Source organism: Methylobacterium sp. A52T, assembly GCF_053346095.1.
Window position 1 is genome coordinate 1 of the sequence record NZ_JBKFBI010000079.1, and the last position, 26,579, is coordinate 26,579.

21 protein-coding genes and 1 pseudogene are annotated in these 26,579 nt (G+C 72.3%); 6 read left to right on the top strand and 16 right to left on the bottom strand.

The genetic code is table 11. The annotated features are described in order from the left end of the window. On the bottom strand, positions 1–568 hold a 568-nt coding region (locus tag ACLBYE_RS18650; RefSeq protein ID WP_447695307.1), incomplete at its 3' end, for a glycosyltransferase. Between the two features lie 125 nt (positions 569–693). Here ACLBYE_RS18650 and ACLBYE_RS18655 point away from each other — a divergent pair. Both ACLBYE_RS18655 and ACLBYE_RS18660 read left to right on the top strand, forming a co-directional pair. After that, on the top strand, positions 694–1,959 hold the full coding sequence (locus tag ACLBYE_RS18655) for a glycosyltransferase family 4 protein (RefSeq protein ID WP_447695308.1): 1,266 nt from the start codon (positions 694–696) through the stop codon (positions 1,957–1,959). A gap of 211 nt (positions 1,960–2,170) precedes the next feature. Next, entirely contained in the window at positions 2,171–2,347 is a 177-nt protein-coding gene (locus ACLBYE_RS18660; RefSeq protein ID WP_165923182.1) for a hypothetical protein, read from the top strand. Between the two features lie 21 nt (positions 2,348–2,368). On the opposite strand, the gene ACLBYE_RS18665 is transcribed toward ACLBYE_RS18660, so the two are convergent. The 5 genes from ACLBYE_RS18665 to ACLBYE_RS18685 form a co-directional block, all read right to left on the bottom strand. Then, a complete protein-coding gene (locus tag ACLBYE_RS18665) occupies positions 2,369–4,888 on the bottom strand; it encodes a putative bifunctional diguanylate cyclase/phosphodiesterase (RefSeq protein WP_447695309.1) in 2,520 nt (839 codons plus the stop codon). A 94-nt stretch (positions 4,889–4,982) separates the two neighbouring features. Then, a complete protein-coding gene (locus tag ACLBYE_RS18670; protein WP_447695310.1) occupies positions 4,983–6,665 on the bottom strand; it encodes an acyl-CoA dehydrogenase family protein in 1,683 nt (560 codons plus the stop codon). 232 nt (positions 6,666–6,897) lie between these two features. After that, positions 6,898–7,104 (bottom strand): hypothetical protein, encoded by a 207-nt coding sequence (locus ACLBYE_RS18675; protein ID WP_012321270.1) that lies wholly within the window; start codon positions 7,102–7,104, stop codon positions 6,898–6,900. Positions 7,105–7,256: 152 nt separating this feature from the next. Then, entirely contained in the window at positions 7,257–8,807 is a 1,551-nt protein-coding gene (locus ACLBYE_RS18680) for an FAD-dependent oxidoreductase (protein ID WP_447695311.1), read from the bottom strand. Between the two features lie 125 nt (positions 8,808–8,932). After that, positions 8,933–9,841: a DMT family transporter gene (locus ACLBYE_RS18685; protein ID WP_447695312.1), complete on the bottom strand. Its 909-nt coding sequence runs from the start codon at positions 9,839–9,841 to the stop codon at positions 8,933–8,935. Positions 9,842–10,070: 229 nt separating this feature from the next. Here ACLBYE_RS18685 and ACLBYE_RS18690 point away from each other — a divergent pair, with 229 nt between their 5' ends. Continuing rightward, complete coding sequence (locus ACLBYE_RS18690) at positions 10,071–10,958, top strand: YihY/virulence factor BrkB family protein (protein WP_447695313.1); 888 nt, start codon at positions 10,071–10,073, stop codon at positions 10,956–10,958. Positions 10,959–11,007: 49 nt separating this feature from the next. Here the strand turns inward: ACLBYE_RS18690 and ACLBYE_RS18695 are convergent, their stop codons facing one another. Continuing rightward, positions 11,008–12,783 (bottom strand): glucan ABC transporter ATP-binding protein/ permease, encoded by a 1,776-nt coding sequence (locus ACLBYE_RS18695; protein ID WP_056533707.1) that lies wholly within the window; start codon positions 12,781–12,783, stop codon positions 11,008–11,010. 381 nt (positions 12,784–13,164) lie between these two features. Further along, positions 13,165–13,644 (bottom strand): CAP domain-containing protein, encoded by a 480-nt coding sequence (locus ACLBYE_RS18700; protein ID WP_447695320.1) that lies wholly within the window; start codon positions 13,642–13,644, stop codon positions 13,165–13,167. Positions 13,645–13,830: 186 nt separating this feature from the next. Between ACLBYE_RS18700 and ACLBYE_RS18705 the strand changes: the two genes are divergently transcribed. Beyond that, complete coding sequence (locus ACLBYE_RS18705) at positions 13,831–14,922, top strand: diguanylate cyclase domain-containing protein (RefSeq protein WP_447695314.1); 1,092 nt, start codon at positions 13,831–13,833, stop codon at positions 14,920–14,922. On the opposite strand, the gene ACLBYE_RS18710 is transcribed toward ACLBYE_RS18705, so the two are convergent. Beyond that, entirely contained in the window at positions 14,875–17,601 is a 2,727-nt protein-coding gene (locus ACLBYE_RS18710) for a DUF3772 domain-containing protein (protein WP_447695315.1), read from the bottom strand. The genes ACLBYE_RS18705 and ACLBYE_RS18710 overlap by 48 nt on opposite strands. A 520-nt stretch (positions 17,602–18,121) precedes the next feature. On the opposite strand from ACLBYE_RS18710, the gene ACLBYE_RS18715 reads away from it, so the two are divergent. Beyond that, complete coding sequence (locus ACLBYE_RS18715) at positions 18,122–18,670, top strand: HNH endonuclease (RefSeq protein ID WP_447695316.1); 549 nt, start codon at positions 18,122–18,124, stop codon at positions 18,668–18,670. Positions 18,671–18,686: 16 nt separating this feature from the next. Here the strand turns inward: ACLBYE_RS18715 and ACLBYE_RS18720 are convergent, their stop codons facing one another. The 3 genes from ACLBYE_RS18720 to ACLBYE_RS18730 all read right to left on the bottom strand — a co-directional run bounded on the left by ACLBYE_RS18720 (position 18,687) and on the right by ACLBYE_RS18730 (position 21,122). Continuing rightward, positions 18,687–18,926: a hypothetical protein gene (locus ACLBYE_RS18720; protein WP_447695317.1), complete on the bottom strand. Its 240-nt coding sequence runs from the start codon at positions 18,924–18,926 to the stop codon at positions 18,687–18,689. 26 nt (positions 18,927–18,952) lie between these two features. Continuing rightward, positions 18,953–19,870: an outer membrane protein gene (locus ACLBYE_RS18725; protein ID WP_447695318.1), complete on the bottom strand. Its 918-nt coding sequence runs from the start codon at positions 19,868–19,870 to the stop codon at positions 18,953–18,955. 277 nt (positions 19,871–20,147) lie between these two features. Beyond that, positions 20,148–21,122 carry an outer membrane protein gene (locus ACLBYE_RS18730; RefSeq protein WP_020094007.1) on the bottom strand — a complete coding sequence of 325 codons (975 nt, stop codon included), beginning with the start codon at positions 21,120–21,122 and terminating at the stop codon, positions 20,148–20,150. A 236-nt stretch (positions 21,123–21,358) separates the two neighbouring features. Between ACLBYE_RS18730 and ACLBYE_RS18735 the strand changes: the two genes are divergently transcribed. After that, a complete protein-coding gene (locus ACLBYE_RS18735; protein ID WP_056533693.1) occupies positions 21,359–21,700 on the top strand; it encodes an MmcQ/YjbR family DNA-binding protein in 342 nt (113 codons plus the stop codon). Between the two features lie 49 nt (positions 21,701–21,749). Here the strand turns inward: ACLBYE_RS18735 and glmM are convergent, their stop codons facing one another. The 4 genes and pseudogenes from glmM to ACLBYE_RS18755 all read right to left on the bottom strand — a co-directional run. Then, the gene (gene glmM, locus ACLBYE_RS18740) at positions 21,750–23,090 is read right to left on the bottom strand and encodes a phosphoglucosamine mutase (RefSeq protein WP_026605059.1); all 1,341 of its coding nucleotides are present in this window, start codon (positions 23,088–23,090) and stop codon (positions 21,750–21,752) included. Between the two features lie 69 nt (positions 23,091–23,159). Beyond that, entirely contained in the window at positions 23,160–23,972 is an 813-nt protein-coding gene (locus tag ACLBYE_RS18745) for a sulfite exporter TauE/SafE family protein (RefSeq protein WP_447695319.1), read from the bottom strand. 319 nt (positions 23,973–24,291) lie between these two features. Then, the gene (gene ftsH, locus ACLBYE_RS18750; protein WP_012321255.1) at positions 24,292–26,214 is read right to left on the bottom strand and encodes an ATP-dependent zinc metalloprotease FtsH; all 1,923 of its coding nucleotides are present in this window, start codon (positions 26,212–26,214) and stop codon (positions 24,292–24,294) included. Between the two features lie 48 nt (positions 26,215–26,262). Then, positions 26,263–26,579, bottom strand: a pseudogene (locus ACLBYE_RS18755) (tRNA lysidine(34) synthetase TilS); the annotation flags it as partial.

Consider the following 26,579-nt stretch of genomic DNA (forward strand, 5'->3'; position numbering starts at 1 on the left):
GTCGGCTCGCCCGGCCGACGACCTGACGCAGCGCCGCGGCGCGGGCGACCCGCACGGCCTTGTGCACCCGGCTGCGCGGGTCGCAGGGCGCCGCCAGGCAGGCGACCGACAGGGGCGCGAGCCCGCAGGGCTCGGCCCGGTCGAAGCGGTAGTAGACGCCGTTCGGACAGGCCAGGGCGTAGTCGTGCAGCGTGACGACCAGCGGCACCCCGGTCTCCGACAGGACCGGGACGATCGCCGGCGACAGGGTTCGGGTCCACTGGTGCAGGTGGATGCAGTCCGGCGGCGCCGCGAGGCCGGCGAGGGCGGCGGCGAGCCGGCGGGCGGCGGCCGCGTGCCAGATCCCGGCGGCCGCGGCCCGCGCGGCGCCGACCGACCAGATGTCGGGCAGGCCGAGGTCGATCCGGCGGATGCCGGCATGGTCCAGGAGCGGGTCGACGGGACCCGGGATCGCCTGGATGTAGGTGACGCCGAGCCCGGCCTCGGCGAGCCCGCGGGCCGATTCGAGCGCGACCTTCTCGGCGCCGCCGCTGGCGGCCGCGAACTCGGCCAGGATCACGACGTGCACGGTGAACCCTCCCCGGGGATCGATCGCTCTCGCGCGCCGGGAGGATGGGGCAGACCGGTTTACGGGCGATCAACCGCGGCCGGATACAGCTGTCGGTCCCGGATCGCAGCGGCGGAAGTTCTGACGTGCACGTCGTCCTCGTCGCAGACCACGCCGCGATCAACGGCGGTCAGGCCAAGGTCGCCATCGAATCCGCCCTGGGGCTCGCCGCCCGGGGGGTCCGCGTCAGCCTGTTCGCCGCGGTCGGCCCGGTGGACCCGCGGCTGGAGCCGGCCGGCGTCCGGGTGGTCTGCCTGGACCAGGACGACGTCACCACCGCGCGCAGCAAGCTCGCCTTCGCGGCCCAGGCGATCTGGAACGGGCCGGCCTGCCGCGCCCTGGCAGCGGAACTCGCCGCCTGCGATCCCCGCGACACGCTGGTCCACGTCCACGCCTTCGCCAAGGCGCTGTCGCCGTCGATCGGCACCGCGCTCCGGGCCTCGGGGCTGCCCTGCCTCTACACGATGCACGAGTTCTTCCTCGTCTGTCCGACCGGCGGCTTCTACGCCTACCCGGCGCAGCGGATCTGCCACCGCACCCCGATGTCGCCCGCCTGCATCGTGGCGAACTGCGACGCGCGCAGCTACCCGCGCAAGGTGGCCCGGATGGTCCGCCACGCCGGCCTCGCCCACGTGGCCCGGCTGCCGGAGCTGTTCGCCCACGTCATCACGATCAGCGACCTGCAGGAGAGCGTCGTGCGGCCGCTCCTGCCCCGCGGCACCGCCTTCCACCGGGTCGACAACCCCATCGCGGTGGCGCCGGCGCCGGTCCACGACGGGCCGCCGGGCGACTTCCTGTTCGTCGGGCGGATCTCCACCGAGAAGGGCGCCCCGATCTTCGCCGAGGCGGCCCGCCGGGCAGGCGTGCGGGCGGCCTTCGTGGGCGACGGCCCCGAGCGGGCCGACCTCGCCGCGCGCTATCCCGAGGCGGTGATGCTCGGCTGGCGCGACGCCGCGGCCGTGCAGGCGCTGATGCGGCGGGCCCGGGCGCTGGTCTTCCCGAGCGTCTGGTACGAGGGCCAGCCGCTCACCGTCTACGAGGCGCTGGCCTGCGGCGCGCCGGTGATCGTGAGCGACGCCTGCGCGGGCCGCGAGGCCGTGGCCGACGGCGAGACCGGCTTCTGGTTCCGCTCGGGCGACCCGGACGACCTCGCCGCGCACCTGCGCCGCCTGACCGACGACGGCCTCGCCGCCCGGATGGGCCGGGCCGCGCACGAGCGCTACTGGGCCGCGCCCCTGACCCTGGACACCCATCTCGACCGTCTCGAGGCCGTCTACGGGGCGGTCCTGCGCGAGGCCGCGGCCCGCGCGCCGGCCCGCGGCCCGCTCGGGCGGCCGCTGGCGACCGCCTGACGACGATTCCGGTGCGCACGTCCTCGCGCGCGCGGCGAAGCAATTCGGGGCAGCGGGACGCCCCGGCACGCGGCGCGGTCCTCGGTCGCTCCGCCGCGCTCGCGATGATGGGGCGCGCCGATCAGGCCCGAAAGATCGGAAACACCCGCCCTCCCTCGCGTTGATGCCCACCGGCACCCTTGCGTGCCTCCGTCACGGACGAGCGAGCGACATGGCCGAGACCCACAAGCCGAACGAGACCAAGCCGGGCTTCCAGCAGGGCAGCGCCAAGCCGGGCGACGCCAAGAACCCCGACAACAAGCAGGAGAAGCTGAACGAGCGCCTGGACGACGCCCTGGAGGAGACCTTCCCGTCGAGCGACCCGGTCTCGGTGAAGGTCACCAAGTAGGTCCCGCGCGGGCCGGGCGGATCAGGCCGCCCGGTCGTCCGGGACCGCCTCCCGCGCGCGCTCGATCAGGCGGCGGGCCTCGGGGCCCGGGACCGCGCGGCTGAACAGGAAGCCCTGCACCTCGTCGTAGCCCTCGGCGCGGAGCATCGCGAGCTGCTCGGCGGTCTCGACGCCCTCGGCGGTGGTGGCGATGCCGAGGCTGGTGCCCAGGCTCGCCACCGCGCGCACGATCGCCGTGCAGTGGGTGTTCTCGCCGACTTGGCTCACGAAGGAGCGGTCGAGCTTGATCTTGTCGAACGGGAAGCTGCGCAGGTAGCCGAGGCTGGAATAGCCGGTGCCGAAATCGTCCATCGCGATCCGGATGCCCATGGCCCGCAGCGCGTGCAGCGTCGCGAGGTTGGCGGCGCTGTCGGCGAGCAGGACCGATTCGGTGATCTCCAGCTCGAGGCGCCGCGGGTCGAGCCCCGCGGCGGCGAGCGCCCCGCGCACGGTCTCGACCAGGTCGCGGTTGCGGAACTGGATCGGGGAGAGGTTCACGGCGAGCCGGATCGCCTCCGGCCAGGTCGCCGCCTCGGCGAAGGCGGTCTGCATCACCCAGGCGCCGATCGGCACGATCAGGCCGGTCTCCTCGGCGAGGGGCACGAACTCGGCCGGCGAGACCGGGCCGTGCTCCGGGTGGTGCCAGCGCAGCAGCGCCTCGAAGGCGAGGATCCGGCCGGCGCGGGCATCCATCAGCGGCTGGTAGACCAGCGAGAACTGGCCGCGGGCGAAAGCCTCGCGCAGTTCGTTCTCGCGCCGCCGCCGCGCCTGCACCCAGGCATCCATCTCCGGCTCGAAGCACCGGAAGGTGCCGCCGCCCTCGGCCTTCGCCCGGTAGAGGGCGAGGTCGGCGTTCTTCATCAGCGTCTCGGGATCGGTGCCGTCCCGGGGCAGGCAGGCGACGCCGATGCTGGTGCCGATGTGGCAATCCTGGCCGTCCAGCCGGAAGGGGCGGCCGAGCTCGGCGATCACCCGCGCGATCAGCCCGTCGGCCAGCGCCGGGAGGTCCGGCCCGCGCACCAGGATGGCGAACTCGTCGCCGCCGAGCCGGGCCACGAGGTCGTCCTCGCGCAGGCAGCCGGCGATCCGCTCGGCCGCCTCGCGCAGCAGCGCGTCGCCGACCGGGTGGCCCAGCGTGTCGTTGACGATCTTGAACTTGTCGAGGTCGAGGCAGAGCAGCACCGCCGCCTCGCCGTCCCGGGCGTGGCGGGCGATCGCCTCGGCGAGGCGGTCCCGGAACAGCACGCGGTTCGGCAGCCCGGTGAGCGCGTCGTGGTGGGCCATGTGGGCGATGCGGGCCTCGGCCCGGCGCCGCTCGGTCATGTCGATGGCGGCCTCGAGCACGGCCTGCCGCCCCTCGAACGGCATCGCCCGCTGGAACAGGGACACCTCGATCGCGGAGCCGTCGGCGCGGCGGTGGAGGGTGCCGGTGGGCGGCAGGCCGGGCGCCGGCGCCGCGTCGGCGGCCATGGCGAGATCGGCCGGCGCCCGCTCCAGGAACTGCTCGCGGCTGTAGCCGTAATGGGCGATGGCCGCGTCGTTGACCGCCAGGAACCGGTCGCGCGCGTCGGCCACGACCCACATCGGCACCGGGTTGTTCTCGAACAGGAGCCGGAACGAGGCCTCTCGGGCCTTGATGTCGCCGACATCCGTCATCGTGACCGAGACGAGATCGCCGACGCAGCCCGCCTCGACCTTGAGGTAGAGCGTGCCGCCGTCGGAGCGGGGACGGCTCAGCTCGAAGGCCGCGCGCCCGCCCCGCTCGACCATGGCGGCGAGCGTCGCGATCGTCCGCGCGGTGACGGCCCCCGGGAAGAGCTGGCCCACGCGCTGCCACTGCAGGGCGGCGGCGGGGCGTTCCAGCAGGCGCTCGGCCCCGCGGTTGAGGGCGACGATCTTGAAATCGACCGGCCGGCCGGTCGCGTCCCGGACCGTGCTGAGGGCCAGGATGCCCTGGTCGGTGGCGGTGAACATCGCCTGGACCAGCTCGGTCCGGACGCTCGCCCCGTCGAACCCGACCAGCACGAACGGCTCGCCCCAGCGGTTGCCCAGGGGCACGCCGACGAGGCGGGTCGACGTCACCACCCCGACGGCGAGGCGATCGCACCGGGCGTAGGCGGGCTGGCCGGACGTGAGGGCGGCCGCGACCATCTCGTCGACGGGCTCGCGCAGCTCGATCGGGAGCGCGTCGACTGGAAGGGTCTCCGTCGGGTTGATCTCGGCCGGGACGATCCCGGACAACGGGCCCTCCGCGCATTCGGCACCCTGCGCGAGCCAGGCGCCGAAGACCTGGCCCGCCCAGAGGATCCGGGCGGCCCGCCCGTCGCGGGTCGTCACCAGGGCGGCCCGGTCGGCGAGGCGGCCGAGACTCCCGAGCACGACGGCCTCGTAGGACGGGATCGGCGCCCCCGGCGTCCGGCAATCCTGCCAGTGCCGGAGGAGGGTCTTGCCCGTCTGTCCGTCGTCGCGCTGCGCGCTCACCGAGCCGCCCCAGTTGTTCACCGGGTGCCAGGAAGCAGGGACTTCGTTTAAGCCGGGTTCATATGCCGACTTATAATCCCATGATACGTACTGTTCCCCAGCTCTAGCCAGGATTTCAGGCAGACTCGAGCAGCCGGCGGGCGATCACCTGCGCCTGGATCTCCGCAGCGCCCTCGAAGATCGAGAGGATGCGCGCGTCGCACAGGATCCGGCTCACCGGGTACTCGAGCGCGAAGCCGTTGCCGCCGTGGATCTGGAGGGCGTTGTCGGCCGCCGCCCAGGCGACGCGGGCGCCGAGCAGCTTCGCCATCCCGGCCTCTAGGTCGCAGCGCTTGCCCTCGTCTTTCTCGCGGGCCGAGAAGTAGGTGAGCTGGCGGGCGATGTTGATCTCCACCGCCATCATGGCGAGCTTGTCGGCCACCCGCGGGAAGTTCACCAGCGACTTGCCGAACTGGACCCGCTCCTCGGCGTAGCGCAGGCCGACGTCGAGGGCCGACTGGGCGACGCCGATGGCGCGGGCCGCGGTCTGGATGCGCGCCGACTCGAAGGTCTGCATCAGCTGGGCGAAGCCCTTGCCCTCGACCTCGCCGAGCAGGTTGCCGCCCGGCACCTCGAAGCCCTCGAAGGCGAGCTCGTACTCCTTCATGCCGCGGTAGCCGAGCACCTCGATCTCGCCGCCCGACAGGCCCTGGACCGGGAACGGCTCCGCGTCGGTGCCGCGGGGCTTCTCGGCGATCAGCATGGAGAGGCCCTTGTGGCCCTTCTCCTCGGGCTTGGTGCGGACCAGCACCGTCATGATGTCGGCGCGGACCGGGTGGGTGATCCAGGTCTTGTTGCCGGTGATCTTCCAGACGTCGCCCTCCTTCACCGCGCGGGTGCGCAGGCTCGCGAGGTCGGAGCCGGTGTTCGGCTCGGTGAAGACGGCGGTGGGCAGGATGTCGCCGGAGGCGATCTTCGGCAGGAAGCGCTGCTTCTGCTCCTCGGTGCCGCCGCACAGGATCAGCTCCGCGGCGATCTCCGAGCGGGTGCCGAGCGAGCCGACGCCGATATAGGCGCGGGACAGCTCCTCCGAGACCACGCACATGGCGGTCTTCGGCAGGCCCATGCCGCCGTACTCCTCGGGGATCGTCAGGCCGAAGACGCCGAGTTCGGCCATCTTCTGCACGATCTCCATCGGGATGTAGGCGTTCTTCAGGTGCCACTCGTGCGCCTGATCGACCACCTCGGCCTTGCCGAAGCGGCGCATCTCGGAGCGGATCGCCTCCATGTCCTCGTCGAGGCCCGAGGCGCCGACGGTCGCCGAGCCGCTGCCGTCGCGCATCTGCGCCACCAGGGCGGCGCGGTTCTCGGGCGTGTTGCCCTCGGCGATCAGGGTCTCGACCGCGTCCGTGCGGTACTGGGCCACCTCCTTGGCGGAGAGGCCGAGGGACCCGGTGAGGCGGACCATCTCGCCCTGGCTCATCGGGATGCCGGAGAACAGCTGGTCGAGATACTCGCCGGCGCCGATCCGGACGAGGAGCGCCTCGGTCTCGCCGAACCGGCCCTCCCCTTGCAGGCGCTCGGCGTAGCCGCCGAGCTCGTTCACCGCCTCCGCGTAGGTCGCGAGCCACGCGAGCCCGTGGGCGGCGTGCTGCTGGCCCTCGAGCTTGGCCGCGTCGATCCGCCCGTCCGTCCCGAGGATCCGCGTGCGGACCCGGCGCGTGGCCTCGGCGGCCAGCGCCTTCGCGCTCTCACCGGCGGCCTTGGTGAGGGCCACGAGATCCTGCGGCTCGGTCTGGATGGCGGGGGATGCGGACATGGTTCTCTGCTCGCGTGGCGTCTTCTTGGATCGGGTCTTTTAACCTGCCGCAGTCCGGAGCCGAAGCAGATTTCGTTTGTCTCGCCTTGAACTGAAGTTGAATACCGGAGCTGGCGGGCCGGCGCGCAGCCCCGCGAAGTCAAGGCCGGACCGGCGCGGCGGCGCGCGACGGTCCGGACACTGATGATCGTGCCTCCAGCCTGCCGAAACCTGCTCGCCGGACGGCCCCGGCTCAGCGCCTCTGCTCGCACCGGGTCTTCAGGTAGGACCCGTCCTCGCCCTTGAAGCCGGCATTGGCCGCCAGGACCGGCCCCTGGACGAGGCATTCCTGGAGCGTGTGGGCAGGCCCCGTGACCACGTCGATGGCGGTCTCGCGCGAGCAGTCCGGGGCCTGGACGGAGGCGGCGCAGATGAGGGCGACGACGATGATCTGGTTCATGGGGCCTCCCGTGCGGGCCCGGCTCTCGAGACGGCGGGCGGCGTCTACCGAAAGATGGACCGCCCGACCTGGTTCCCTCGGTCCGGCCGCCCCGACGTGGCGCCGATGTCGCGCCGATGTCACGCCGATGTCGCGCCGAGCTCGCCGCGCCGTCACACCAGCGCGGCGAGATCCGCACCGGCCTCGATCCGGTCGGGGGCGGGCACGCGGCCCTCGCCCAGCAGGTGGAGGAACGCCGTGAAGGCCGGGTTGCGGCCGACGCTGCAGGCGGCCACCGCGCGGTTGTCGCGGACGTAGTAGGCGATGAAGTCGAGCGCCGCCGGGTCGCCCTGCAGGATGATCCGATCGAAATCCGGCGCGTAGCCGCCGTAGTCCAGGCGCTTGTCGCCCTGGTTGCTCCAGAAGAACGGCGCGCCCGCGAAGGCGCCGGTGGCGCCGAGCATCGCCCGGGCGACGTGCGTGCCGTGCTGCTGCGCCAGCCGCCAGTGCTCGATCCGCGCCGTGGCGCCGCTGCCGCGCTCCGGGAAGGCCGCGATGTCGCCCGCGACCCAGACGTTGTCGGCGAGCTTCAGGTCGGCGCCGACCTTGAGGCCGCCGGACTCGTCCGGCTCCACCCCGGCGACGATCCCGGTCTCCGGCGCGGCGCCGGCGCCGATCAGCACGAGGTCGGCCGGGAGCCGCACGCCGTCCTCGGTCTCGACGGCCTCGACCGATCCGGTGCCGGCGATCCGCGCGACCGTGCCGGTCACGAAGGTCACGCCGTTGCCGGCGTGGTAGCGCTTCAGCGCCGCGCCCACGGCCTCGCCGAAGCGCTTGGCGAAGGGGATCTCCTCCCGGGACAGGACCGTCACCGACAGGCCGCGCTTGGTCAGGAAGGCCGCGGCTTCCAGGCCGATGAAGCCCGCGCCGATCACCACCACGCGCGTCGCCCGCTCCGCGGCCTCGCTGAGGCGCACCGCGTCGTCGAGGCTGCGCAGGGTCATCACGCCGTCGCGGTCCCTCCCCTCGAAGTCCGGCACCACCGCGCGGCTGCCGGTGGCGATCAGCAGCGCGTCGCCGGTGAGCGTGCGCCCGTCCGCCAGCGCGACGCTGCGGCCGGCCGGATCGATCCGGGTCGCCTCGGCCTCGACGCGCTCGACCCGGTGGGCGGCGGCGAAATCCGGCTCCAGCAGGGTCTTCTCCGCCGGGGTGGGCTTGGCCAGGAACTGCTTGGACAGCTTGGTCCGGTCGTAGGGCGGGTGGCGCTCGCGGCCGACCAAGGTGATCGCCCCCGCGAAGCCCTCGCGCCGGAGCGTGGTGACGCAGGCGACCGCCGCCGCACCGGTGCCGACGATCAGGACATGCGCGACGGGCGTCTCCGCCCGCTCGGCCGGAGCGGGCTCAGGGCTGAGGGTCGCCACCGCCTCGCCGCCCTCGATCCGGACGGGATAGCGGGTGAGCGCCTCCAGCGCCGGCGGCTCCTCCAGGCCGCCGTCGGCGACCGCGAAGGCCGCCTTGTGCCAGGGGCAGTAGAGCCGGCCGCCGCAGATCTCGCCCTTGGCCAGCGGCGCGCCGAGATGCGGGCACTTCGCCTGGAAGGCGCGCACCCCGTCGGCGTCGCGCACGAACAGCACCGCGTCGTCGCCGGCCTTGCCCTCGGCCTTGCCGCCGAGGGGGATCGCGTCGAGGGCGAGGCGGATCTCGCGGGGCTTGTCCTGGTTCATCCTCGCCTCGCGCGCTGCCGGCCCGGGCCGATCCGGCCCGCGCGCACCAAACCGCGAGGGCGCGAAGGGTTTCCGCGCCTTCCGTCGCAGGGGCGTCGGACCCGGCGCGGGCTTCAGCGGCAAGCTCAGCCGCGGCTCGCCACCGCCACGCCGAGGGCGGCGAGAGCCATGCCGGCGCCCTGCACGGGTGTGAGCACCTCGCCGAACAGCAGGTAGCCGAGGACCGCCGCGACCGGCGGCACGAGGAAGAACAGGGCGGCGACGCCCGCCACCGCCCCCCGCCGGATCAGCACGAGCAGCAGCAGGATTCCCGCGACCGAGTTGACCAGGACCGCCCAGCCGAGGCCGAGCCACAGGGCCGGCGCCGGGTCGAACGCGGCGCCGCCGAAGGCGAGCGCCAGCGGGATGGCGCAGGCCATGCCGCCGACGAACTGGAGGGTCGCGCCGGCCAGGAGATCGACCCGGCCGCCGGTGCGCTTCTGCCAGAGCGTCCCGAGGGTCAGCGCCAGCACCGCCAGGAGGCTGACGGCCAGCGCCGCGGGCGGGATCCCGGACGGGTCCGTGGCGCCGAGCTTCGGGGCGAGCACGAGGCCGGTGCCGACGAAGCCCATGAGGATCCCGAGCGCCCGCCGGCCGCTGACCCGCTCGCCCAGCAGCGGCTGCGCCAGGAGCGCGGTGAGCAGCGGCTGGAGGCTGCCGACGAGCGCCGCGATGCCGGCCGGCAGCCCGTGGCTCACCGCCCAGAAGACGCCCGACAGGTAGACGCCCTGCATCAGGAAGCCCGCGATGACCGGGTCGCGCCACCCCGCCCGGTCCCCCGGCCAGCGCACCCGGGCGGCCGCGGCGATCAGGGCCAGGACCAGGGCGACGGCCGTGAAGCGGATTGCGGTGAAGGCCAGCGGATCGACGTGCGGCACGACCGCCCGGGCCGAGATGAAGCCCGTGGCCCAGATCGGGATGAACAGCGCCGGGAGAGCGCCGGACGCGAGCGTCGACGGGCGGGAGAGCGTAGGCATGGCCGCCGGACGGAGCATGCCGGCGCGCCCGGCGCAACGGTGATCTCGCCCGCGGGGCGCGACCGGCACCGGCGTGGCGCGGACGCGTCACCGGCCGCCGATCGGGACCGGAGCGCGCCGGCGGCGTTGACGCGCGGGTGCCGGCGCCGTTCATCGGCGGACCTCTCCCGGAGAGGGCCGCCCCGAGGATCGCGCGATCGAGGATCGTTGGATACCCGTGAAACCCCTCCGCAGCGGATTACAGGTCATGGGCGTCGCCGCGCAGCGCTTCGTCTCCCATGACGGCTGGGCGATCGCGAGCCACATCGCGCTCTCGAGCCTGACCTCGCTGTTCCCGTTCCTGATCTTGCTGGCGGCGCTCGCCGGCCTGTTCGGCACCCAGTCGCTGGCCGACGAGGCCGGGGTGCTGATCTTCGACGCGTGGCCGCGGGAGATCGCCAAGCCGATCGTCGGCGAGGTGCACCGGGTGCTCACCGAGCAGCGCAGCGGCGTGCTGACGCTCGGCGCGCTGTTCGCCCTGTACTTCTCCTCCTCGGGCGTCGAGAGCCTGCGAGTCGGGCTGAACCGGGCCTACGGCCTGCGCGAGAGCCGGCCCTGGTGGCTGACCCGCCTCGAATCGATCGGCTACGTGATCTGCGGCGCCTTCGCGATGCTGGCCTTCGCGCTGCTCGTGGTGCTGGGGCCGCTGATCTGGCGCAACGTCGTCCTGGTCGCGCCGGGCCTGGAGCCCCTGAGCCTCACGGTGGCGATCGGGCGGATCGCCGTCACGGCCCTGCTGCTCGCCGTCGTGCTGGTCATCGCCCACAAGTTCGTCGCGGCCGGGCGGCGCTCGATCCTGTCGGTGCTGCCGGGGATCGGGGTGACCCTGCTCCTGTGGTTCTTCGCCGGCCTCGGCTTCGGCTACTACCTGGACCGGTTCTCCAACGCCTACGCGTCGACCTACGGGGGGCTGGCCACCGCGATGGTGTTCCTGGTCTTCCTCTACTGGCTCGCCGCCATGTTCCTGTTCGGCGGCGAGATCAACGGCACGGTGATCGCTGCCCGCCGCACCCGCCTGCAGGCGAAGATGCTGGCGCGCCGGGCCGAGATGGAGGGCCGCAGGGCCGGGACGGGGATCCCGGGACCGGGCGCCTGACGCCTCTCGGCCCCCGCCCCGACGACGCGGTGGTCCCGGCGGCGGCGGCTCACGCCGCCAGCGCCAGCCCCTCGTCCTCCTCCGCCTGGGCCGCCATGAACTGCGCCCGGGCGAGTTCGGCGAAGCGGCCGCCTTCGGCCACCAGCTGGTCGAAGGTGCCGGCCTCGACGATCCGGCCCTCGTGGAACACCAGGATCCGGTCGGCGTCGCGGATCGTCGCGAGGCGGTGGGCGATCACGAAGGTGGTCCGCCCCTCCATCACGGTCTCCAGGGCGCCCTGGAGCTTGCGCTCGGTGGCGGCGTCCAGCGCCGAGGTCGCCTCGTCGAGGATCAGGATCGGCGGGTTCTTCAGGAGCGCCCGGGCGATCGAGAGCCGCTGGCGCTCGCCGCCCGAGAGCGACCGGCCGCGCTCGCCGATCACCGTGTCGAGCCCGTCGGCCTGGCGCGCCATGAAGGCGCTGGCCTGGGCCCGCTCCAGGGCGTCGAGCATCTCGGCGTCGGTGGCGTCGGGGCAGCCGACCTGCAGGTTCTCGCGGATCGAGCGGGCGAACAGCATCGGCTCCTGGAACACCACGCCGATGTTGTGGCGCAGGGAGGCGAGGCCGACGTCGCGGATGTCCATGCCGTCGATGCGGATCGCGCCGGAGGCCGGGTCGAAGCTGCGGTGCAGGAGGCCGAGCGTCGTCGACTTGCCCGAGCCGGTGGTGCCGACCAGCGCGATCGTCTCGCCGGGCTTGGCGGTGAACGAGACCCCGTCGAGCGCCTGGCGCCTTCCGTCGTACGAGAAGGCGACGTCCTCGAAGGTGACCGCGCCCTCGAAGCGGGCGACCTGCCGGGCGTGCGGCCGGTCGGCCACCGCCGGGACGGTGTCGTAGATCTCGAAGAACTCGGCGATCTTCGGCGCCTGCTGGAACAGGCCGTTGACGAAGCCGACCACGTGGTCGAGCCGGGCCACGAAGGCGGTGGCGAGGCTCATGAAGGCCACGACCTCGCCCACCGTGGTGGTGCCGGCCTGGTAGAGCCAGATGCCGGTGACGAAGATCGCCGTCATGGTGATGGTCGCCGAGGCGCGGGTCGCCACGTTGGCGAGCGCCCACCAGGACAGGACCGGGATCTGGGCGGCGAGCAGGTTGGTGATGATGCCGCGCATCGCCTCCTTCTCGGCCTTGGCGCGGGTGAAGGACTGGATCACCGCGACGTTGCCGAGGGCGTCGGAGGCGTGGGCGGCCAGCCCCGAGTTGAACGCCTCGACCTGACCCTGGAGCGTCTCGGTCCGGCGCATCACGAAGGTGGTGAGCGCCGTGAAGGCCAGCACCAGCACCACCAGGATCGAGCCGAGCTGCCAGTTGATGAACAGGGTCATCGGCAGGAGCACGCCGAGCGAGACCAGGGCGACGAGGTGGTCGCGGAAGAAGCCGAGCCACAGCCACGCCATGCCGTTCGTGCCCTCCAGCATCGCCTTCAGGACGCGGCCGGAATGGTTGGCCGAGTGGAAGGCGAGCGGCAGGTCGAGGACGTGCTCGAAGTAGCTCGCCATCGACGATAGGCGGTTGCGGTGCGCCAGCCGGTCGGCGTGGAGCGCGATGAACACGCCCGCCGCGATGGTGAAGAAGCCGAACGCCACCCAGGCGGCGAGCAGGGGCAGCATCGTGCCCATGGCGTCGCCGCCGCGCTTGAGATGGGTCAGCTGGTCGATGATCCGGCCCATCAGCAGGGGCTCAGCGAAGGCCGCGATCGCCAGGACCACGTTGGTGACGGCTAGGCCTATCGCCAGCCGCCGCTCCGCCTTCAGAAATCCCAGGACCCGCCCGTACAGACGAACCATCGTACCGCTCCGCCACCCCTGGCGCGGCCCGTGTGACCCGGGTCTCACGCCTTCACCGAGGAGGTCCGCGCAGCCGGCATGCGTGCCGGATCCGCGTCAAACCCCTCGTACGAAACGGGTATGCCAGCGCCTGCCTGAACGGGCGATGACGGGCCGATACAGGTTCGAAACAGTCGCCTTTACGGTTGCTTCAGCAAAGTTTCCCGAAGCTTAGCGCGGACCCGCCGCGTCCCGGACGCGCGGGCGGGGCGCGACGGCTCGGCGGCCCCGGCGCGGCGTTCGCGCCGTTCATGATCGACGGCGTGCGGCTGTCCGGACGACCGATTCGCCTCCCGCCGGCGAGGCCGCCCCCCTTCCATGCCGGCCGACCGGCGGGCGCCGCTACTTCGCGGTGAGCAGCGCCCAGTAGACCTTGTACTTCGAGCCCGGCGCGTAGGCGGTGGCGATCCCCATCCGGGTCGCCCCGGGCGCCAGCATGGTGGCGTCGTGGGGCGGGCTCTCGCGCCAGCCCGAGAAGGCCTCGGCCAGGGTGTGGTAGCCCGCCGAGAGGTTGGCGTTGACGTTCGCGTAGCCGAGCCGCTCGACGGCGGCCTTGACGGTCTGGGCCCGGCTCGGCCGGTCGGCGAGCGCCATGGCGGCCGCCTCGGCCTCCGCGAGGCGCTGCAGTTCGGGATCGACCGTCAGCGGCGGCGCGCCGCGGTTGCGGCGGTAGGACGAGATCATGTCGCGGGCCGCCTCGACGTCGATATGCGCGCTGTTGCTGGCGAGCGGCAGGTAGATGCTCGGCAGCCCGGCGCTGCTCGGCGGCTGGGCGGCGCAGCCACCGAGCAGCGCCGCCGCCAGCGCGGCCGGGCCGACCATCCGGGCCCCGGTCCTGATCCGGGCGAGCCCGCGCCCCGCATATCGACCGTCCCGTTCGCGTCTCGTCACGTTTCACCCATCCCTGCGACGGCCCCACCGCCCAGCCGCCATATAGGGGCTGCCGCTCGGCCGCGCATCGGACGGTTAGGGCTTCCTCAAAGGCCTTCGGTCTAAAATCGCACACCGATGACGACCGCGCGTTCCCTGGCCCCGGTGGATCCACCCCGCGACCGACCCGTCGGCGGGCCCGCGGACCCGTCTGAGGCTGCAGTCGAGGCGGCGTCGGAGGCCGCGGCCGCGCGCGCCCTCCAGCGGACGATCCTCCGCCAGCAGGCCGGCCTGCTGGCGCGGCAGGAGCGTGCCCTTGCGGCCGCCGGGATGGGCCTCTGGTCCTGTCGCCTGCGCGACGGCGCCCTCGACTGGTCCGGGGGCGTCCACGACCTGTTCGGCGTCCGCCGGGGCGCGGCGCTGCACCGGCCCCGGATCCTGGACCTCTACGAGCCGACCTCGCGGCGCCTGCTGGAGGCGCTCCGGCACCGGGCGATCGCCGGGAGCGGCGCCTTCGTGCTCGACGCCGAGATCCAGGCCGGGGGCCGGCGGCGCTGGATCCGGATCCGCGCCGCGGTCGAGGCCGAGGACGGGCGCCCCGCCCGCCTGTTCGGAACCAAGCAGGACGTGACGGAGGAGATCGCCCGGCTGGCCGAGCTGAGCCGGCGCGCCGAGCGCGACCCGCTCACCGGGCTGGCGAACCGCCGCGGATTCGAGGCGCGGTTCGAGGCCGGGACGGACGGCGCCGGTCCGGATCCCCTCGCCGCCCTGCTGCTGATCGACCTCGACGGGTTCAAGCCGGTCAACGACGTCCACGGCCACGCGGCCGGCGACCTGTGCCTCCGGCGCTCGGCCGCGCGGCTCGCCGCCGTCTGCCGGGATGCGGCCCTCGTGGCCCGCATCGGCGGCGACGAGTTCGCCGTGCTCCTGCGGGCGCCCGTCGACCCGCTCGCGCTGGTGGAGCGCGGCCGGCGCGTCGTCGCCGCCCTGAGCCGGCCGATCCCGTATCGCGGCCGGGAGTTGCGGATCGGCGCCTCCGTGGGGATCGCGGTGGGAGACGCCGCGGGGATGTCCAGCGGGCGCGGGGGCCGCGCCCGGCTGTTCGGCCGGGCGGACGCGGCGCTCTACGCCGCCAAGGACGCGGGCGGGAACGCCGTCCGGATCGCCCTCGGCGGCGGCCGGTCAGGCGCCGGCGGTGCGCAGGCCGCGGTCGCGCTGGGGCCGGGCTGATTCGCCGCCCTCGGGAACCGCGGCCGGCTGGATGAAGCGGCTGGCGATCTCGCCCATGGCGCTCTGCATCGTGTCGAGGCCCTGCACGGTGACGATGCTGGAGCCGGGCCCGAGCGGCGGGATGAAGCCCGCCTCCGAGAGGGTCGCGAACACCGAGAAGTTCAGGTCGGTCACCACCTTCTGGCCGAGGCTCACGTCCACGATCCAGACGAGCAGCTCGAATTCGAGGAACGGGTCGCCGATCTTCTTGAACACCACCCGGGGCGGGGGCTCCTTCAGGATGTCGGAGTGGCTCTGCGCGCAGGCCGTGATCATCTCGGCGGCGCGCACCGGGTCCTGGTTGCGCAGGACACTGACCGTGATGCTGACGCGCCCGGTCCGGTCGCCCCGCACCCGGTTCTTCACCACCCCGGAGATCAGGTTCGAGTTCGGCACGATCACGGCCGAGCGGTCGAAGGTCTGGATCTCGGTGGAGCGGACCGAGATCCGCTTCACGATGCCCTCGGAATCGCCGATCACCACTTGGTCGCCGACCCGGATCGGGCGCTCCCACAGGAGCAGCAGGCCGGAGACGAAGTTGTTGACGATCGACTGGAGGCCGAAACCGATACCGACCGACAGGGCGCCGGCCACGATGGTGAGCTTCTCGAGGCTCAGGCCGAGATACGAGAAGGCGAGCGCCAGCGCGATCAGGAAGCCGCAATAGCCCGCCACTGTGGTGATCGAGTTGCGCAGGCCCGCGTCGAGGTCGGTGGCCGGCAGGTAGGTGTTCTCCAGCCAGCGCTGCACCCCGCGGGTGATGAACACGCCGACCACCAGGATGCCGATCCCGAAGGCGATGCTCGAGAGCGAGATCGTGACGTCGCCGACCTTGAAGCCGAAGAAGGCTTGCCGGACCGACGAGACGATGTCGGTGGAATCGAGCCCCCAGGGCGCCAGCACGAGGATCGCGGCCGCGAGGAACAGGACGAGCCGGGTCGCGCCGGTCGTCAGGACCGAGATCTGGTTGAGCGAGCGCTTGCGCAGGCCGGTATTGGCCTGGAGCGTGGTGGCGAGCCGCGTCTCGTCGCTGAGCGCGCGGCCGACGAAGATGTCGACGCTCTGGACCAGCAGGTAGAGCAGCACGAGGACGGCGGCGTCCCAGATCAGCTGGTCGATCAGGAAGGCCGCGAAGGCCACGTAGCCCACCAGCGCGCCGAGCCCGATCAGCGCCACCGCGGCCCAGCCCAGGAGCCGCGCCGGCCCGCCGATGCCCGTCGTGGTCTTGGTCGGCACGTAGGGGCCGAAGCAGGCCTCCTCCTCCTGCTCGGTGTCGGCGAAGCGGTGGAGGCCGACCGCGAGGATCAGCGCGGTGGCGACCGCCCCGATGCCCCGCGTGGCGATGGAGATCGGCAGGGCCGCCGAGATCCCGGAATTCAGGGCCTCGACGGACTTCACCACGGTGATCACCGTGGCGATGCCGACGGCGAGACGGGTCAGGCGCGTGGCCGCCGCGTCGCTCACCGGGGCGGGCCGCCACGCCGGCTTCTCGGGGCTGAGCAGCCCGTCGCAGAGGGCCTCCACGAAGGCGATGAAGGCCAGCCCCCCGAGGATCGCGGCGGCGACCGGCAGCAGCCGGGACGGCAGCAGGTTGGTGGAATCCAGGGCGTAGTAGACCGCGTAGGATCCGGCCACCGCCGGCACCGTGCCGAGCAGGATCACCCGCCAGGCCGCGAGCATCACGGCGCGCCGCGACGGGTCGGTCTTGGTGGCGTCCCGGCGGGCGCCCTTGGGGGCGATGTTGCGCCGGCCGAAATACAGCGCCACCGAGATCCCGAAGGCGAGCCCCAGGAACAGCAGGTTGGCGAGGTTGCCGTTGCGGGAGAACAGCAGCCCGATATCCGACACGGCGCTCTGCAGGGCGCGCGTGTCCCGGGGGACGTCGCCCATCACCTTGGTCCAGAGACCGGGGCCGACCAGCGGCTGGGAGCGCTGGAGCAGGTCGCGGGTGAACGATTCGCGGCGGCGATTCGAGACGCGGTCGACAATCTGATCGCCCTGCACCACCAGGGAGCGGGCCAGCCGCTGGGTCTCGTCGATGCGGGTGACGGCGGCCTCGCGCTCGGCGCGCTCGGCGGCGACGTCGGCGCTCTCCTGGGTGTCCTTGGGTTTCGGCCCGAGCTGGGCCAGGCGCTCGCGCGCGGCCTCCAGCGGCGCGTCGAGCCGGGTGACCAGGGTGCGGATCTCGTCGGTGACCGTCACGGCGCTGTCGCGGATGGCGGTGAGGTCGGCCACCGTCAGCTCCGTGTGGCCGAGCTGCTTCTCGCGAGCGTCGAGCTCGGTCTTGGCGGCGTCGAGCTTGGCCCGGACCTTCTTGAACTGCTCGGGAACCTCGGCCTTGGCGGCCGGCGCGGGCTTCGCGTCGGACGGCTTCGCGTCGCTCGCCTTCGCGTCAGGCGCCTTGCCGTCCGCGAGCTTGGCCTCGGGCGCGGCCCCGGTGTCGGCGGCCTTGTGCTCCGCGGGCTTCTGATCGGCGGCCTTCGGATCGGCGGACTTGGCGGCGGGCGCCGGATCCTGGGCGAAGGCCGGCAGGGTCAGGGCCGCCGGGGTTGCGAACACCAGCGCGGCGAGCAGGGCGAGTGCGCGGGACGGGCGCGGCGCGCCCTCCGGCTTCCGGGTCCGCGCTGGGATACGATGCATGAGCAACCTCTCGTCGGGCGCGCGGCGGCCGGCCGGAGTCCGGCATCGGCGAATCGGCGGCGATCGGGGACCGGGCGGGCCTCCTGGCGGCCGGGCGCTCTGGGCGAGCAATAGGGCGAAACCGTGCCGCTGCCCACCCCGGGGGGAGCCCGCGCCGGGTCCCGCCCCCGCGAGCCCGCTGTGGGTGCGTCCCCGGGGCTCATCCGGAAAAGCTTCACAAGGGTGTCACGCTGGGATTAGATGAACACCTGATGGACAGGGCCTTTTCGTTGCTACGCGAAAGGGCGCGGTCGGTGGCGATACCGGCCCGGCCCGGCCGCGTTCCGGATGCTACCGCATCGACCGGCGCCCCCGCGCGCCGGCCCGCCGCCCTGTTGTTCCCTCCGTCTCTCCCGTCAAGCCGTCGCTCCGCGCGCCGGCCCGTTCTGCATCGGCCACGGGCCGGTTCGGACGGGCCGGCGGGGCGGCGGCATGGTCCCGCGCGTCCCACGCGCCAGAGCTAGTCCGAAGAGTCGCGCCGATGATGGATCTCCAAACCCTCGTCCTCAACGCGGATTATCGGCCGCTCTCGTACAATCCGCTCTCCCTCTGGTCCTGGAAGGACGCCTTCACGGCCCTGTTCCTCGACCGCGTCACCCTGGTGGCGAGCTACGACGTCGAGGCGCGCTCGCCCTCGTGCGCCCTGCGGGTGCCGAGCGTCGTGGCGCTGAAGAACTACGTGGCGCTGGCCCGCAGCCCGGCCTTCACCCGCTACAACATCTACCTGCGCGACGGTTTCAGCTGCCAGTATTGCGGCCTGCGGCTGCCCTCGGGCGGCCTGACCTTCGACCACGTCGTGCCGCGCTCCCGGGGCGGCCTGTCGAGCTGGGAGAACGTCGTGGCGGCCTGCTCGCCCTGCAACCTGCGCAAGGCCAACCGCACGCCGGACGAGGCGGACATGCCGCTGATGACCGAGCCCCGGCGGCCGACGCGCTACGAGCTGCACCACCGGCAGCCCGAGTTCGACCACCGCCAGTACCATCACACCTGGCTCGACTACCTCTACTGGGACAGCGAGCTGGAGAGCTGAGGGCGGCGCGGAGGCCTCACCAGGCCGGCTCGCGGCGGGGCGGCTCGTTGTACATCGGGACGTTGTGGTTGCGCGGCAGGTAGCCCTGCACCAGGACGTGCGGGGGGACGGCCGGAACGGACCGCACCGGGCTCCGGTATCGAACGCTGCGCGGCGGATGCGGGTCGCGCGGCCAATCCGCCGCGACGGCGGGGTCGAGGAGCGGGCCGGCACCGAGCAGCAGGACGGTGAACCGGATGGTGCGTGCGTACCGCATGAGCAGGCTCCCGCCGAAGCGCGGCATCAGAACTTGACGGCCGCGCCGGCGCGGACGGTGTTCAGGTTGACCTTGTGCCCGTCGAAGGCATCGAAGAGCACGTACTGATACTCGGCGCGCAGGAGGATGTTGGGCGTGATGGCGTACTCGACGCCGGTTCCGGCCGAGAAGCCGCCGACGATCTTGGTCTTGGCGCGGTTGAATACCAAGGGATCGGACAGGATCCCGGCATTCGGGTTGCTCGCGTCGAACGAGCTGTACCCGTAACGTCCGACGAAGGCCGGCTTGGTCGCGTCCGTGATCGCCTGGTTCGCTCTGTAGGTTGTCTGGTCGTAGCCGGCCACCTGCACGGACACGTGGTCGGCGATCTGCGCGGATCCGATCGCGAATCCGCCCGTCACGAAGGGAAGAAAGTTTCCGAACGCGTAACCCGCTCGGGCGCGCAGCGTGGCGTAATCGTCGAGCTTGGTACGGGAGCTGCTCGCGAGGTTGACGTAGTTCACGAAGCCATCGTTGGTCACCATCTGCCGGCCGATGGTGTCATTGACCGCGCCGCCCGAGCCGAAATGCGTGTAGTCGGCCTCTATACCGAGAACGATCTCGTCGAACTGAATGTTGTAGCCGACAAACGCGCCGAAGCTGGTCCCGTTCACACGCCGATTGGCGTTCGAGGACATCAGGGTCGAGACGTGGTACTGGTTCTCGACGCTGGTCTGGCGCAGATCATTGGCAACGATCGGCTGGGCGGTGTTCCCGAAGCCCAGGCTCGTCGACGTGTAGCCGCCGTGGCCGCCGACATACACGCCGCTCCAGTCGACCACCGGGGCTGGGACCGGGTCGTAATCCGCGCCGCGCAGGTAATCGTAATCGAGATCCGCGGCGCGCGCGGTGTTCACGCCGCAGAGACCGAGAACCGCCAGCAGCGGGAATGTGACGGTACGCATCGGGATCGTCCTGGGACGGAAAGAGACGGACGGCGGATCGAGCCTCGACACGGTGATACGCCGGTAACCTTAATTCTCCGTTGCTCGACTACGACAGATCAGTCCCGATCCGGGGATGCCAGTCCCGGGGCGTCGTGGCGGATATTGGGTTGGCCACGGACGGGCTGAGGACAGGCCGAGAACCGGGCCTGTCGCGGCGGGGCGCCGAAACGCGAGACGGCGCGGAGAACCTCCGCGCCGTCGTCGTCCGTCCGGGGGAATCGCGGTCGAGGCGCGATCAGTACTTGCGCACCAGCGGGCCGGGGATCGGCTCCGGCATCAGCGGCGGCAGCGGGGCCGCCACGAAGCCGCCGAGGTAGTAGCGCAGGCCGATCTTCACGTCGTGCGCCTCGATGTCCTTGATCTTGATCGCCTGCAGGCTGCCGGTGCAGCACGGGACGAAGCCCGGGCCGGTCTCGGCCTTGCCGAGGTTCAGGTAGCGGTAGGCCACTTCGATCTTCAGCGCGTCGGTCACGTTGTAGGCGAGACCGGCGTGGAGCGCCCAGGCGAGGCTGCCGGTGGTCTTGTCCTTGTAGAACTTGCTGCCGCTGTTGGTGTTGTAGACCGGATTGCCGTTCGGGTCGTAGACCGGGGCGTACGGGATGCAGCCGCAGCCGGCATTCGTGTAATCGTACGCGTAGGTCGGGCTGGTGAACTGCTGGTTGGTCGAGTAGCTCGAGACGTGGTTGAACGCGTAGCCGACGCCGCCGCCGATGAACGGCGTGATGCCGTACCACGTGCCGAGGTCGAAATACGCGTTGGCCAGAACCACCGCGGAGTCGAAGTTGCCGCTCGACTTGTTCACGCCGTACGAGCCGAGCCCGTTGTCGAAATCCGGACCCTTGTAGTACTCGCTGCCGCGCAGGCCGGTGGAGTAGCGGTACTCACCGGTGATGTCGCCGCGCAGGAACGGGGTGAACTGGTAGCCGACGCCGACGCCCGCGAAACCGCCGCCGCCGACCGCGTTGCCGAAGGCGCGGTTGGACTCGGCGTAGCCGGTGTAGTCGTAGGCGTCGCTGTAGCGCGGACGGGTGTAGATGCTCGCGCCCACGTCGCCGCGCAGGTACCAGCCGCCGCCGACCTCGATCGGCGGGGGCGGCGGGGGCGGGGGCGGCGGCAGCATCAGATCCGCGGCCGCGGCGAGGCAGGGCGCACCGACGCTCGCCGCGAGCGTCAGGCTACGCACCAAAGCGTTCAGCTTGGAGCGGGCCATGAGGATTCCTTCACTGGACTCGTGAGCCGGACGCGCGGCGCGCGGTCCCGGGGTACGAGGGCAGGATGGAAGGAACGTCTTAAATCCGGCTTAACGTTAAATGTTAGGCTTGCGCATCCGTTGCCGAACTGTCGAAACGGATATCCGGGCGAGACTTGCTTGTTTCGGCTGCGCCGCTCCGCCGGGGTCGGCGCAGTTCTTCTGTCGGGGCCGGACGGCGCGGGGGCTGAGGCCGCATGGGACCCGACGACGTGCGCATCCTGGCGCTGATGCTGCCCGAGGCGGTGGCGGGCGCCCACAGCGGCAACCCGGATTTCCGGGTCGGCGGCCGGGTCTTCGCGACCCTCTGGGTCGAGGAGGCGCGCGTGGTGCTGCGCCTCGCGCCCGCCGATCAGGCCGCCCTGTGCGAGGCCGAGCCGGACCTGTTCGCGCCGCTCGACGGCGCCTGGGGGCGGCGGGGCTGGACCAATCTCGACCTCGACCCGTGCGCGGAGGAGATTCTGCGGGCGGCGCTGCTGGCGGCGTGGCGGATGACCGCACCCGCGGAGCTGCGCGCCGCCTACGCCGATCTGGGCTGACTCGGGCTGCCCCGTCGGAGTCGGGCCGCGCCCCTCCTGGGCTCCGGCCTCAGGCCGCCGCGCGGGTGACGGCGTCGACCACCTCGTCGACCACCGCGTTGACGAGGCCGCGGTCGTCGCCCTCGGCCATGACGCGGATCACCGGCTCGGTGCCCGACGGGCGGATCACGAGGCGGCCGGCATTGCCGAGCCGCTCGCGGGCGTGCTCGATGGCGCTGACCACGCTGTCCTCGCGCAGGGGCTCGCCGCTCCGGTAGCGGACGTTCTTGAGGATCTGCGGCAGCGGGTCGAAGCAGTGGCAGACCTCGCTCACGGGCCGGTTCTGCCGCTGCACCACGCTCAGCAGCTGCAGGGCGGCCACGAGGCCGTCGCCGGTGGTCGTGTAGTCCGACATGATGATGTGGCCGGACTGCTCGCCGCCGAGGTTGTAGCCGTGCGCCCGCATGTGCTCGAGGACGTAGCGGTCCCCCACGGCCGTGCGGGCCAGGGTCAGGCCGAGGCCGCCGAGGAAGCGCTCCAGGCCGAGATTCGACATGATCGTCGCCACCACGCCCGGCTGCGTCAGGCGCTCGTCCTCCTTCCAGGAGCGCGCCACGACGGCCATGAGCTGGTCGCCGTCGACCACCTGGCCCTTCTCGTCCACGATCAGCACCCGGTCGGCGTCGCCGTCCAGCGCGATCCCGATATCGGCCCGGCGCTCGCGCACCATGTCGATCAGGGCCGCGGGCGCGGTCGAGCCGACGTCCCGGTTGATGTTGAACCCGTCCGGCTCGGTGCCGATGGCGATCACCTCGGCGCCGAGCTCCCACAGGGTCTCGGGGGCGACCCGGTAGGCCGCGCCGTTGGCGCAGTCGACCACGACCCGCAACCCGTCCAGCGTCACCTGCCGCGGCAGGGTCCGCTTGGCGAACTCGATGTAGCGGGCGTGCACGCTCTCGATGCGCTTGGCCCGGCCGAGGTCGTTCGAGCCGGAGAGGCGCTTGTGCATGTCGGCGTCGATCAGCCCCTCGATCTCGTGCTCGATCGCGTCGTTGAGCTTGAAGCCGTCGGGCCCGAACAGCTTGATGCCGTTGTCCTCGAACGGGTTGTGCGAGGCCGAGATCATCACGCCGAGATCGGCCCGCATCGAGCGGGTCAGCATCGCCACCGCCGGCGTCGGCACCGGCCCGAGCAGGAGCACGTCCATGCCCACCGAGGTGAAGCCGGCGACGAGCGCGGTCTCGATCATGTAGCCGGAGAGGCGGGTGTCCTTGCCGATCACCACCCGGTGGCGGTGGTCGCCGCGCTGGAACACGAGGCCGGCGGCCTGACCGACCTTGAGGGCGAGCTCCGGCGTGATCACGCCGTTGGCCCGGCCCCGGATGCCGTCGGTTCCGAAATACTTGCGCACCATCACGTCTCCGGCGCCCGGTCTCGCGGACCCGGCACAGCTTAGCAGATTATCGCGCCCGCCGGCGGCTCACCGGCCGGCAGAGTCAACGGGGTGCTCCCCGACAAAGGCGGTCGAAATGGGGCGCCCGGCGCGTTGCAGGAGCCGCGGCGCCGAGGCCGAGACCAGCGCGAGGCCCGAGACGGTCAGCAGGCCGAGCACGAGCCGGCGGAAGGCGACCTCGCTGAGGCCGAGATAGATCCGGGTGCCGAGCAGCGTCGGGACCAGCATCGCCGGCAGGACCACCGCCAGGATCGGCAGCGTCGCCCGGGTGACGAGCCCCGCGGCGAGGTAGGTCGCCAGGGTGACGCTGAGCATCGCGAGGTTGAAGTTCTGGATCACCGAGCGCTGCACGTCGCGCTCGTAGCGGCGCAGGGTGCACCAGAGGGTCGGCAGCACGCCCGTGAAGCCGCCGAGGCCGCCCATCATCCCGCCGCCGAGGCCCACCGCGGCGTCGGCGAGCCGGCCGCCGGCCGCGATCCGCGGCAGGTTCCGGGCGAACAGCATGGTCGGGCACCAGACCATCAGCAGGAGGCCGAGGAGCGCCTTGAACCAGTCGGCGTCGAGCCGTGGCAGCAGGAGGACGCCGAGGGGGATGCCGGCGAGGCCGCCGAGGACGAAGGGCGCGAGGCGCCGGGTCTCGAACCCGCGCCGGACCGAGACCGCCGCGATGACTTGGCCCGCGAAGGCGCCGGAGACGGCCAGCACGGCGGCGAGCTGCGGGTCGATCACCCAGGCCCAGAACGACAGGGCGGTGAGCCCGAAGCCGAAGCCCGACAGGCCCTGGACGAAGCCGGCGACGACGGCGCCGAGGGCGACGACGAGATAGGTCGAGACCGGCATCGGGGGTTTCGCGGCGGCCTGTGGAAGGGACCTGTGTCTGCGATTCGGCGGAGTCCGCCGAGCCTCCGGCCAAGCTGACGCGCGCGATCCGCCGACAGGAGGGCCGGTTTGTCACGGGAGACGCGGCGACGATCGCGCGTCGCCGGCGAACGCCGCCCCTGATGAGGGAGCACGACGCGGCCCCGTGCACGGTCCCGACAGCGTCCTGACAGCGCACCGCGCACGGAGGCGCAGAATCCGCATGCGCGTCGGAGGAGGCTGCACGGCACGAAAAAGGGCGCCTCGCGGCGCCCCCTTCGCTCGTCCGATTTCCGCGGCCTCAGGCCTGCGGCTGCGGCTCCAGGCCGCCGTCGCTCTCCTTCGGCCGGCCGCGGCCCGCCGAGGGGACCGAGGAGCCCCGGGCCGGGGTCGGCGGCACGTCGCCGCCGTCGCGGATCGGGGGCTGGCCCTTGAGCAGGTTGCGGATCTCCTCGCCCGAGAGGGTCTCGTACTCGAGCAGCCCCTGGGCCAGGGCCTCCAGGTCGTCCTTGTGCTCGGCCAGGATGCGGCGCGCCTCCTCCAGGCCGGTCTCCACGAGGCGGCGGACCTCGGCGTCGATCTTCTGGGCGGTCGACTCGGAGACCGATTGCTGCCGGCCCATCGACATGCCGAGGAAGACCTCGTCGTTGTTGTCGCCGTACGCGACGGTGCCGAGCTCCGGGCTGAAGCCCCAGCGGGTCACCATCATCTTGGCGAGCCGCGTCGCCTGCTCGATGTCCGATTGCGCGCCCGAGGTCACCTTCTCGCGTCCGAAGATCATCTCCTCGGCGATGCGGCCGCCCATCATGATCGCCAGCCGCGAGGTCATCTGCTCGAAGCTCATGGAGAGCTTGTCGCGCTCGGGCAGCTGCATGACCATGCCCAGCGCCCGGCCGCGCGGGATGATGGTCGCCTTGTGCACCGGGTCGGTGGCCGGGACGTTCAGCGCCACGATGGCGTGGCCGCCCTCGTGGTAGGCGGTGAGCCGCTTCTCGTCCTCGGTCATCACGAGGGTGCGCCGCTCGGCGCCCATCATGACCTTGTCCTTGGCGTCCTCGAACTCGTGCATCGTCACGATGCGCTTGCCGCGGCGGGCTGCCAGCAGGGCCGACTCGTTCACGAGGTTCATCAGGTCGGCGCCCGAGAAGCCCGGGGTGCCGCGCGCGATGGTCTTCAGGTCGACGTCGGGGGCCAGCGGCACCTTGCGGACGTGGACGCGCAGGATGCGCTCGCGGCCGGTGACGTCCGGGTTCGGCACCATGATCTGGCGGTCGAAGCGGCCGGGACGCAGCAGGGCCGGGTCGAGCACGTCGGGGCGGTTGGTCGCCGCGATGATGATGACGCCCTCGTTGGCCTCGAAACCGTCCATCTCCACGAGGAGCTGGTTGAGGGTCTGCTCGCGCTCGTCGTTGCCGCCGCCGAGGCCGGCGCCGCGGTGGCGGCCGACCGCGTCGATCTCGTCGATGAAGATGATGCAGGGCGCGTTCTTCTTGGCCTGCTCGAACATGTCGCGCACGCGGCTGGCGCCGACGCCCACGAACATCTCGACGAAGTCGGAGCCCGAGATGGTGAAGAACGGCACGTTGGCCTCGCCCGCGACCGCCCGGGCGATCAGGGTCTTACCGGTGCCGGGCGGGCCGACGAGCAGCACGCCGCGCGGGATCCGGCCGCCGAGGCGCTGGAACTTCTGGGGGTCGCGCAGGAACTCGACGATCTCCTGCAGGTCCTCCTTGGCCTCCTCGACGCCCGCGACGTCGTCGAACGACACGCGGCCGTGGGCCTCGTTCAGGAGCTTCGCCTTCGACTTGCCGAAGCCCATGGCGCGGCCGGCGCCGGACTGCATCTGGCGCGAGAGGAAGATCCAGGCGCCGATGAAGACGAGGATCGGCAGCCAGCTCACGAGGAGCTGGATGAACCAGGGGGTGTTGTCGGACGGCGGGCGGGCGGTGATCTGCACGCCTTTGCCCTGGAGCTTGGAAACCAGGCTCGGGTCGTTCGGCGCGTAGCTCGTGAAGTTGCCGCCGCCCACGTAGGTGCCGGACACGTCCTGCCCGGAGATCACCACCGACTGGATCTTGCCGGCATCGGCGTCGTTCAGGAGCTGGCTGTAGGCGATCTCGCTGCCGCCGCCCCGGTGACCCGGGTTCTGGAACAGGGTGACGAGGGCCAGCACCAGCAGGAAGATGACGACCCACAAGGCAAAGTTGCGAAAATTCGGGTTCATCGATCAATCCCTGGCGCGTGCGACCCCCAGGACGGACCCGCCACGCGGCTATTCCGGTCCATCCGTGCACACTCCGCCAATGTAGGCGGGGGGCTCTCCCTTGCCAAGTAAGTCGGGAGACCCTGCGGCGAGGGCAGCACCTGCTGGCCCGTGCCGGCGCGGCGGCGCCGGGGCGAGGCTCACGGTCCCGCCCGCGTCGGCGGCGACGAGGATCCCCGCGAGGGTGCGGCGGACCGGCTCCCGGCGGCGCAGGGCCGGCAGGAGCGATTCGAGGACGAGGGCCTCGAGGCGCTCGAGGCGGCGCGGCGCCGCGCCGGCCCGGGCCAGGGCGAGATCCAGGCAGCGCAGGGCCACGGCGTCCGGCA

What these genes read in the sequence shown, in the direction of transcription:
- ACLBYE_RS18735 (WP_056533693.1), top strand. Translation starts at nt 21,359, where the DNA reads ATGGGACCCGACGACGTGCGCATCCTGGCGCTGATGCTGCCCGAGGCG.
- ACLBYE_RS18705 (WP_447695314.1), top strand. Translation starts at nt 13,831, where the DNA reads ATGACGACCGCGCGTTCCCTGGCCCCGGTGGATCCACCCCGCGACCGA.
- ACLBYE_RS18720 (WP_447695317.1), bottom strand. Translation starts at nt 18,926, where the DNA reads ATGCGGTACGCACGCACCATCCGGTTCACCGTCCTGCTGCTCGGTGCC.
- ACLBYE_RS18730 (WP_020094007.1), bottom strand. Translation starts at nt 21,122, where the DNA reads ATGGCCCGCTCCAAGCTGAACGCTTTGGTGCGTAGCCTGACGCTCGCG.
- ACLBYE_RS18675 (WP_012321270.1), bottom strand. Translation starts at nt 7,104, where the DNA reads ATGAACCAGATCATCGTCGTCGCCCTCATCTGCGCCGCCTCCGTCCAG.
- ACLBYE_RS18660 (WP_165923182.1), top strand. Translation starts at nt 2,171, where the DNA reads ATGGCCGAGACCCACAAGCCGAACGAGACCAAGCCGGGCTTCCAGCAG.
- ACLBYE_RS18670 (WP_447695310.1), bottom strand. Translation starts at nt 6,665, where the DNA reads ATGTCCGCATCCCCCGCCATCCAGACCGAGCCGCAGGATCTCGTGGCC.
- ACLBYE_RS18725 (WP_447695318.1), bottom strand. Translation starts at nt 19,870, where the DNA reads ATGCGTACCGTCACATTCCCGCTGCTGGCGGTTCTCGGTCTCTGCGGC.
- ACLBYE_RS18745 (WP_447695319.1), bottom strand. Translation starts at nt 23,972, where the DNA reads ATGCCGGTCTCGACCTATCTCGTCGTCGCCCTCGGCGCCGTCGTCGCC.
- ACLBYE_RS18685 (WP_447695312.1), bottom strand. Translation starts at nt 9,841, where the DNA reads ATGCTCCGTCCGGCGGCCATGCCTACGCTCTCCCGCCCGTCGACGCTC.
- ACLBYE_RS18715 (WP_447695316.1), top strand. Translation starts at nt 18,122, where the DNA reads ATGATGGATCTCCAAACCCTCGTCCTCAACGCGGATTATCGGCCGCTC.
- ACLBYE_RS18690 (WP_447695313.1), top strand. Translation starts at nt 10,071, where the DNA reads ATGGGCGTCGCCGCGCAGCGCTTCGTCTCCCATGACGGCTGGGCGATC.
- ACLBYE_RS18710 (WP_447695315.1), bottom strand. Translation starts at nt 17,601, where the DNA reads ATGCATCGTATCCCAGCGCGGACCCGGAAGCCGGAGGGCGCGCCGCGC.
- ACLBYE_RS18700 (WP_447695320.1), bottom strand. Translation starts at nt 13,644, where the DNA reads ATGGTCGGCCCGGCCGCGCTGGCGGCGGCGCTGCTCGGTGGCTGCGCC.
- ftsH (WP_012321255.1), bottom strand. Translation starts at nt 26,214, where the DNA reads ATGAACCCGAATTTTCGCAACTTTGCCTTGTGGGTCGTCATCTTCCTG.
- ACLBYE_RS18695 (WP_056533707.1), bottom strand. Translation starts at nt 12,783, where the DNA reads ATGGTTCGTCTGTACGGGCGGGTCCTGGGATTTCTGAAGGCGGAGCGG.
- ACLBYE_RS18680 (WP_447695311.1), bottom strand. Translation starts at nt 8,807, where the DNA reads ATGAACCAGGACAAGCCCCGCGAGATCCGCCTCGCCCTCGACGCGATC.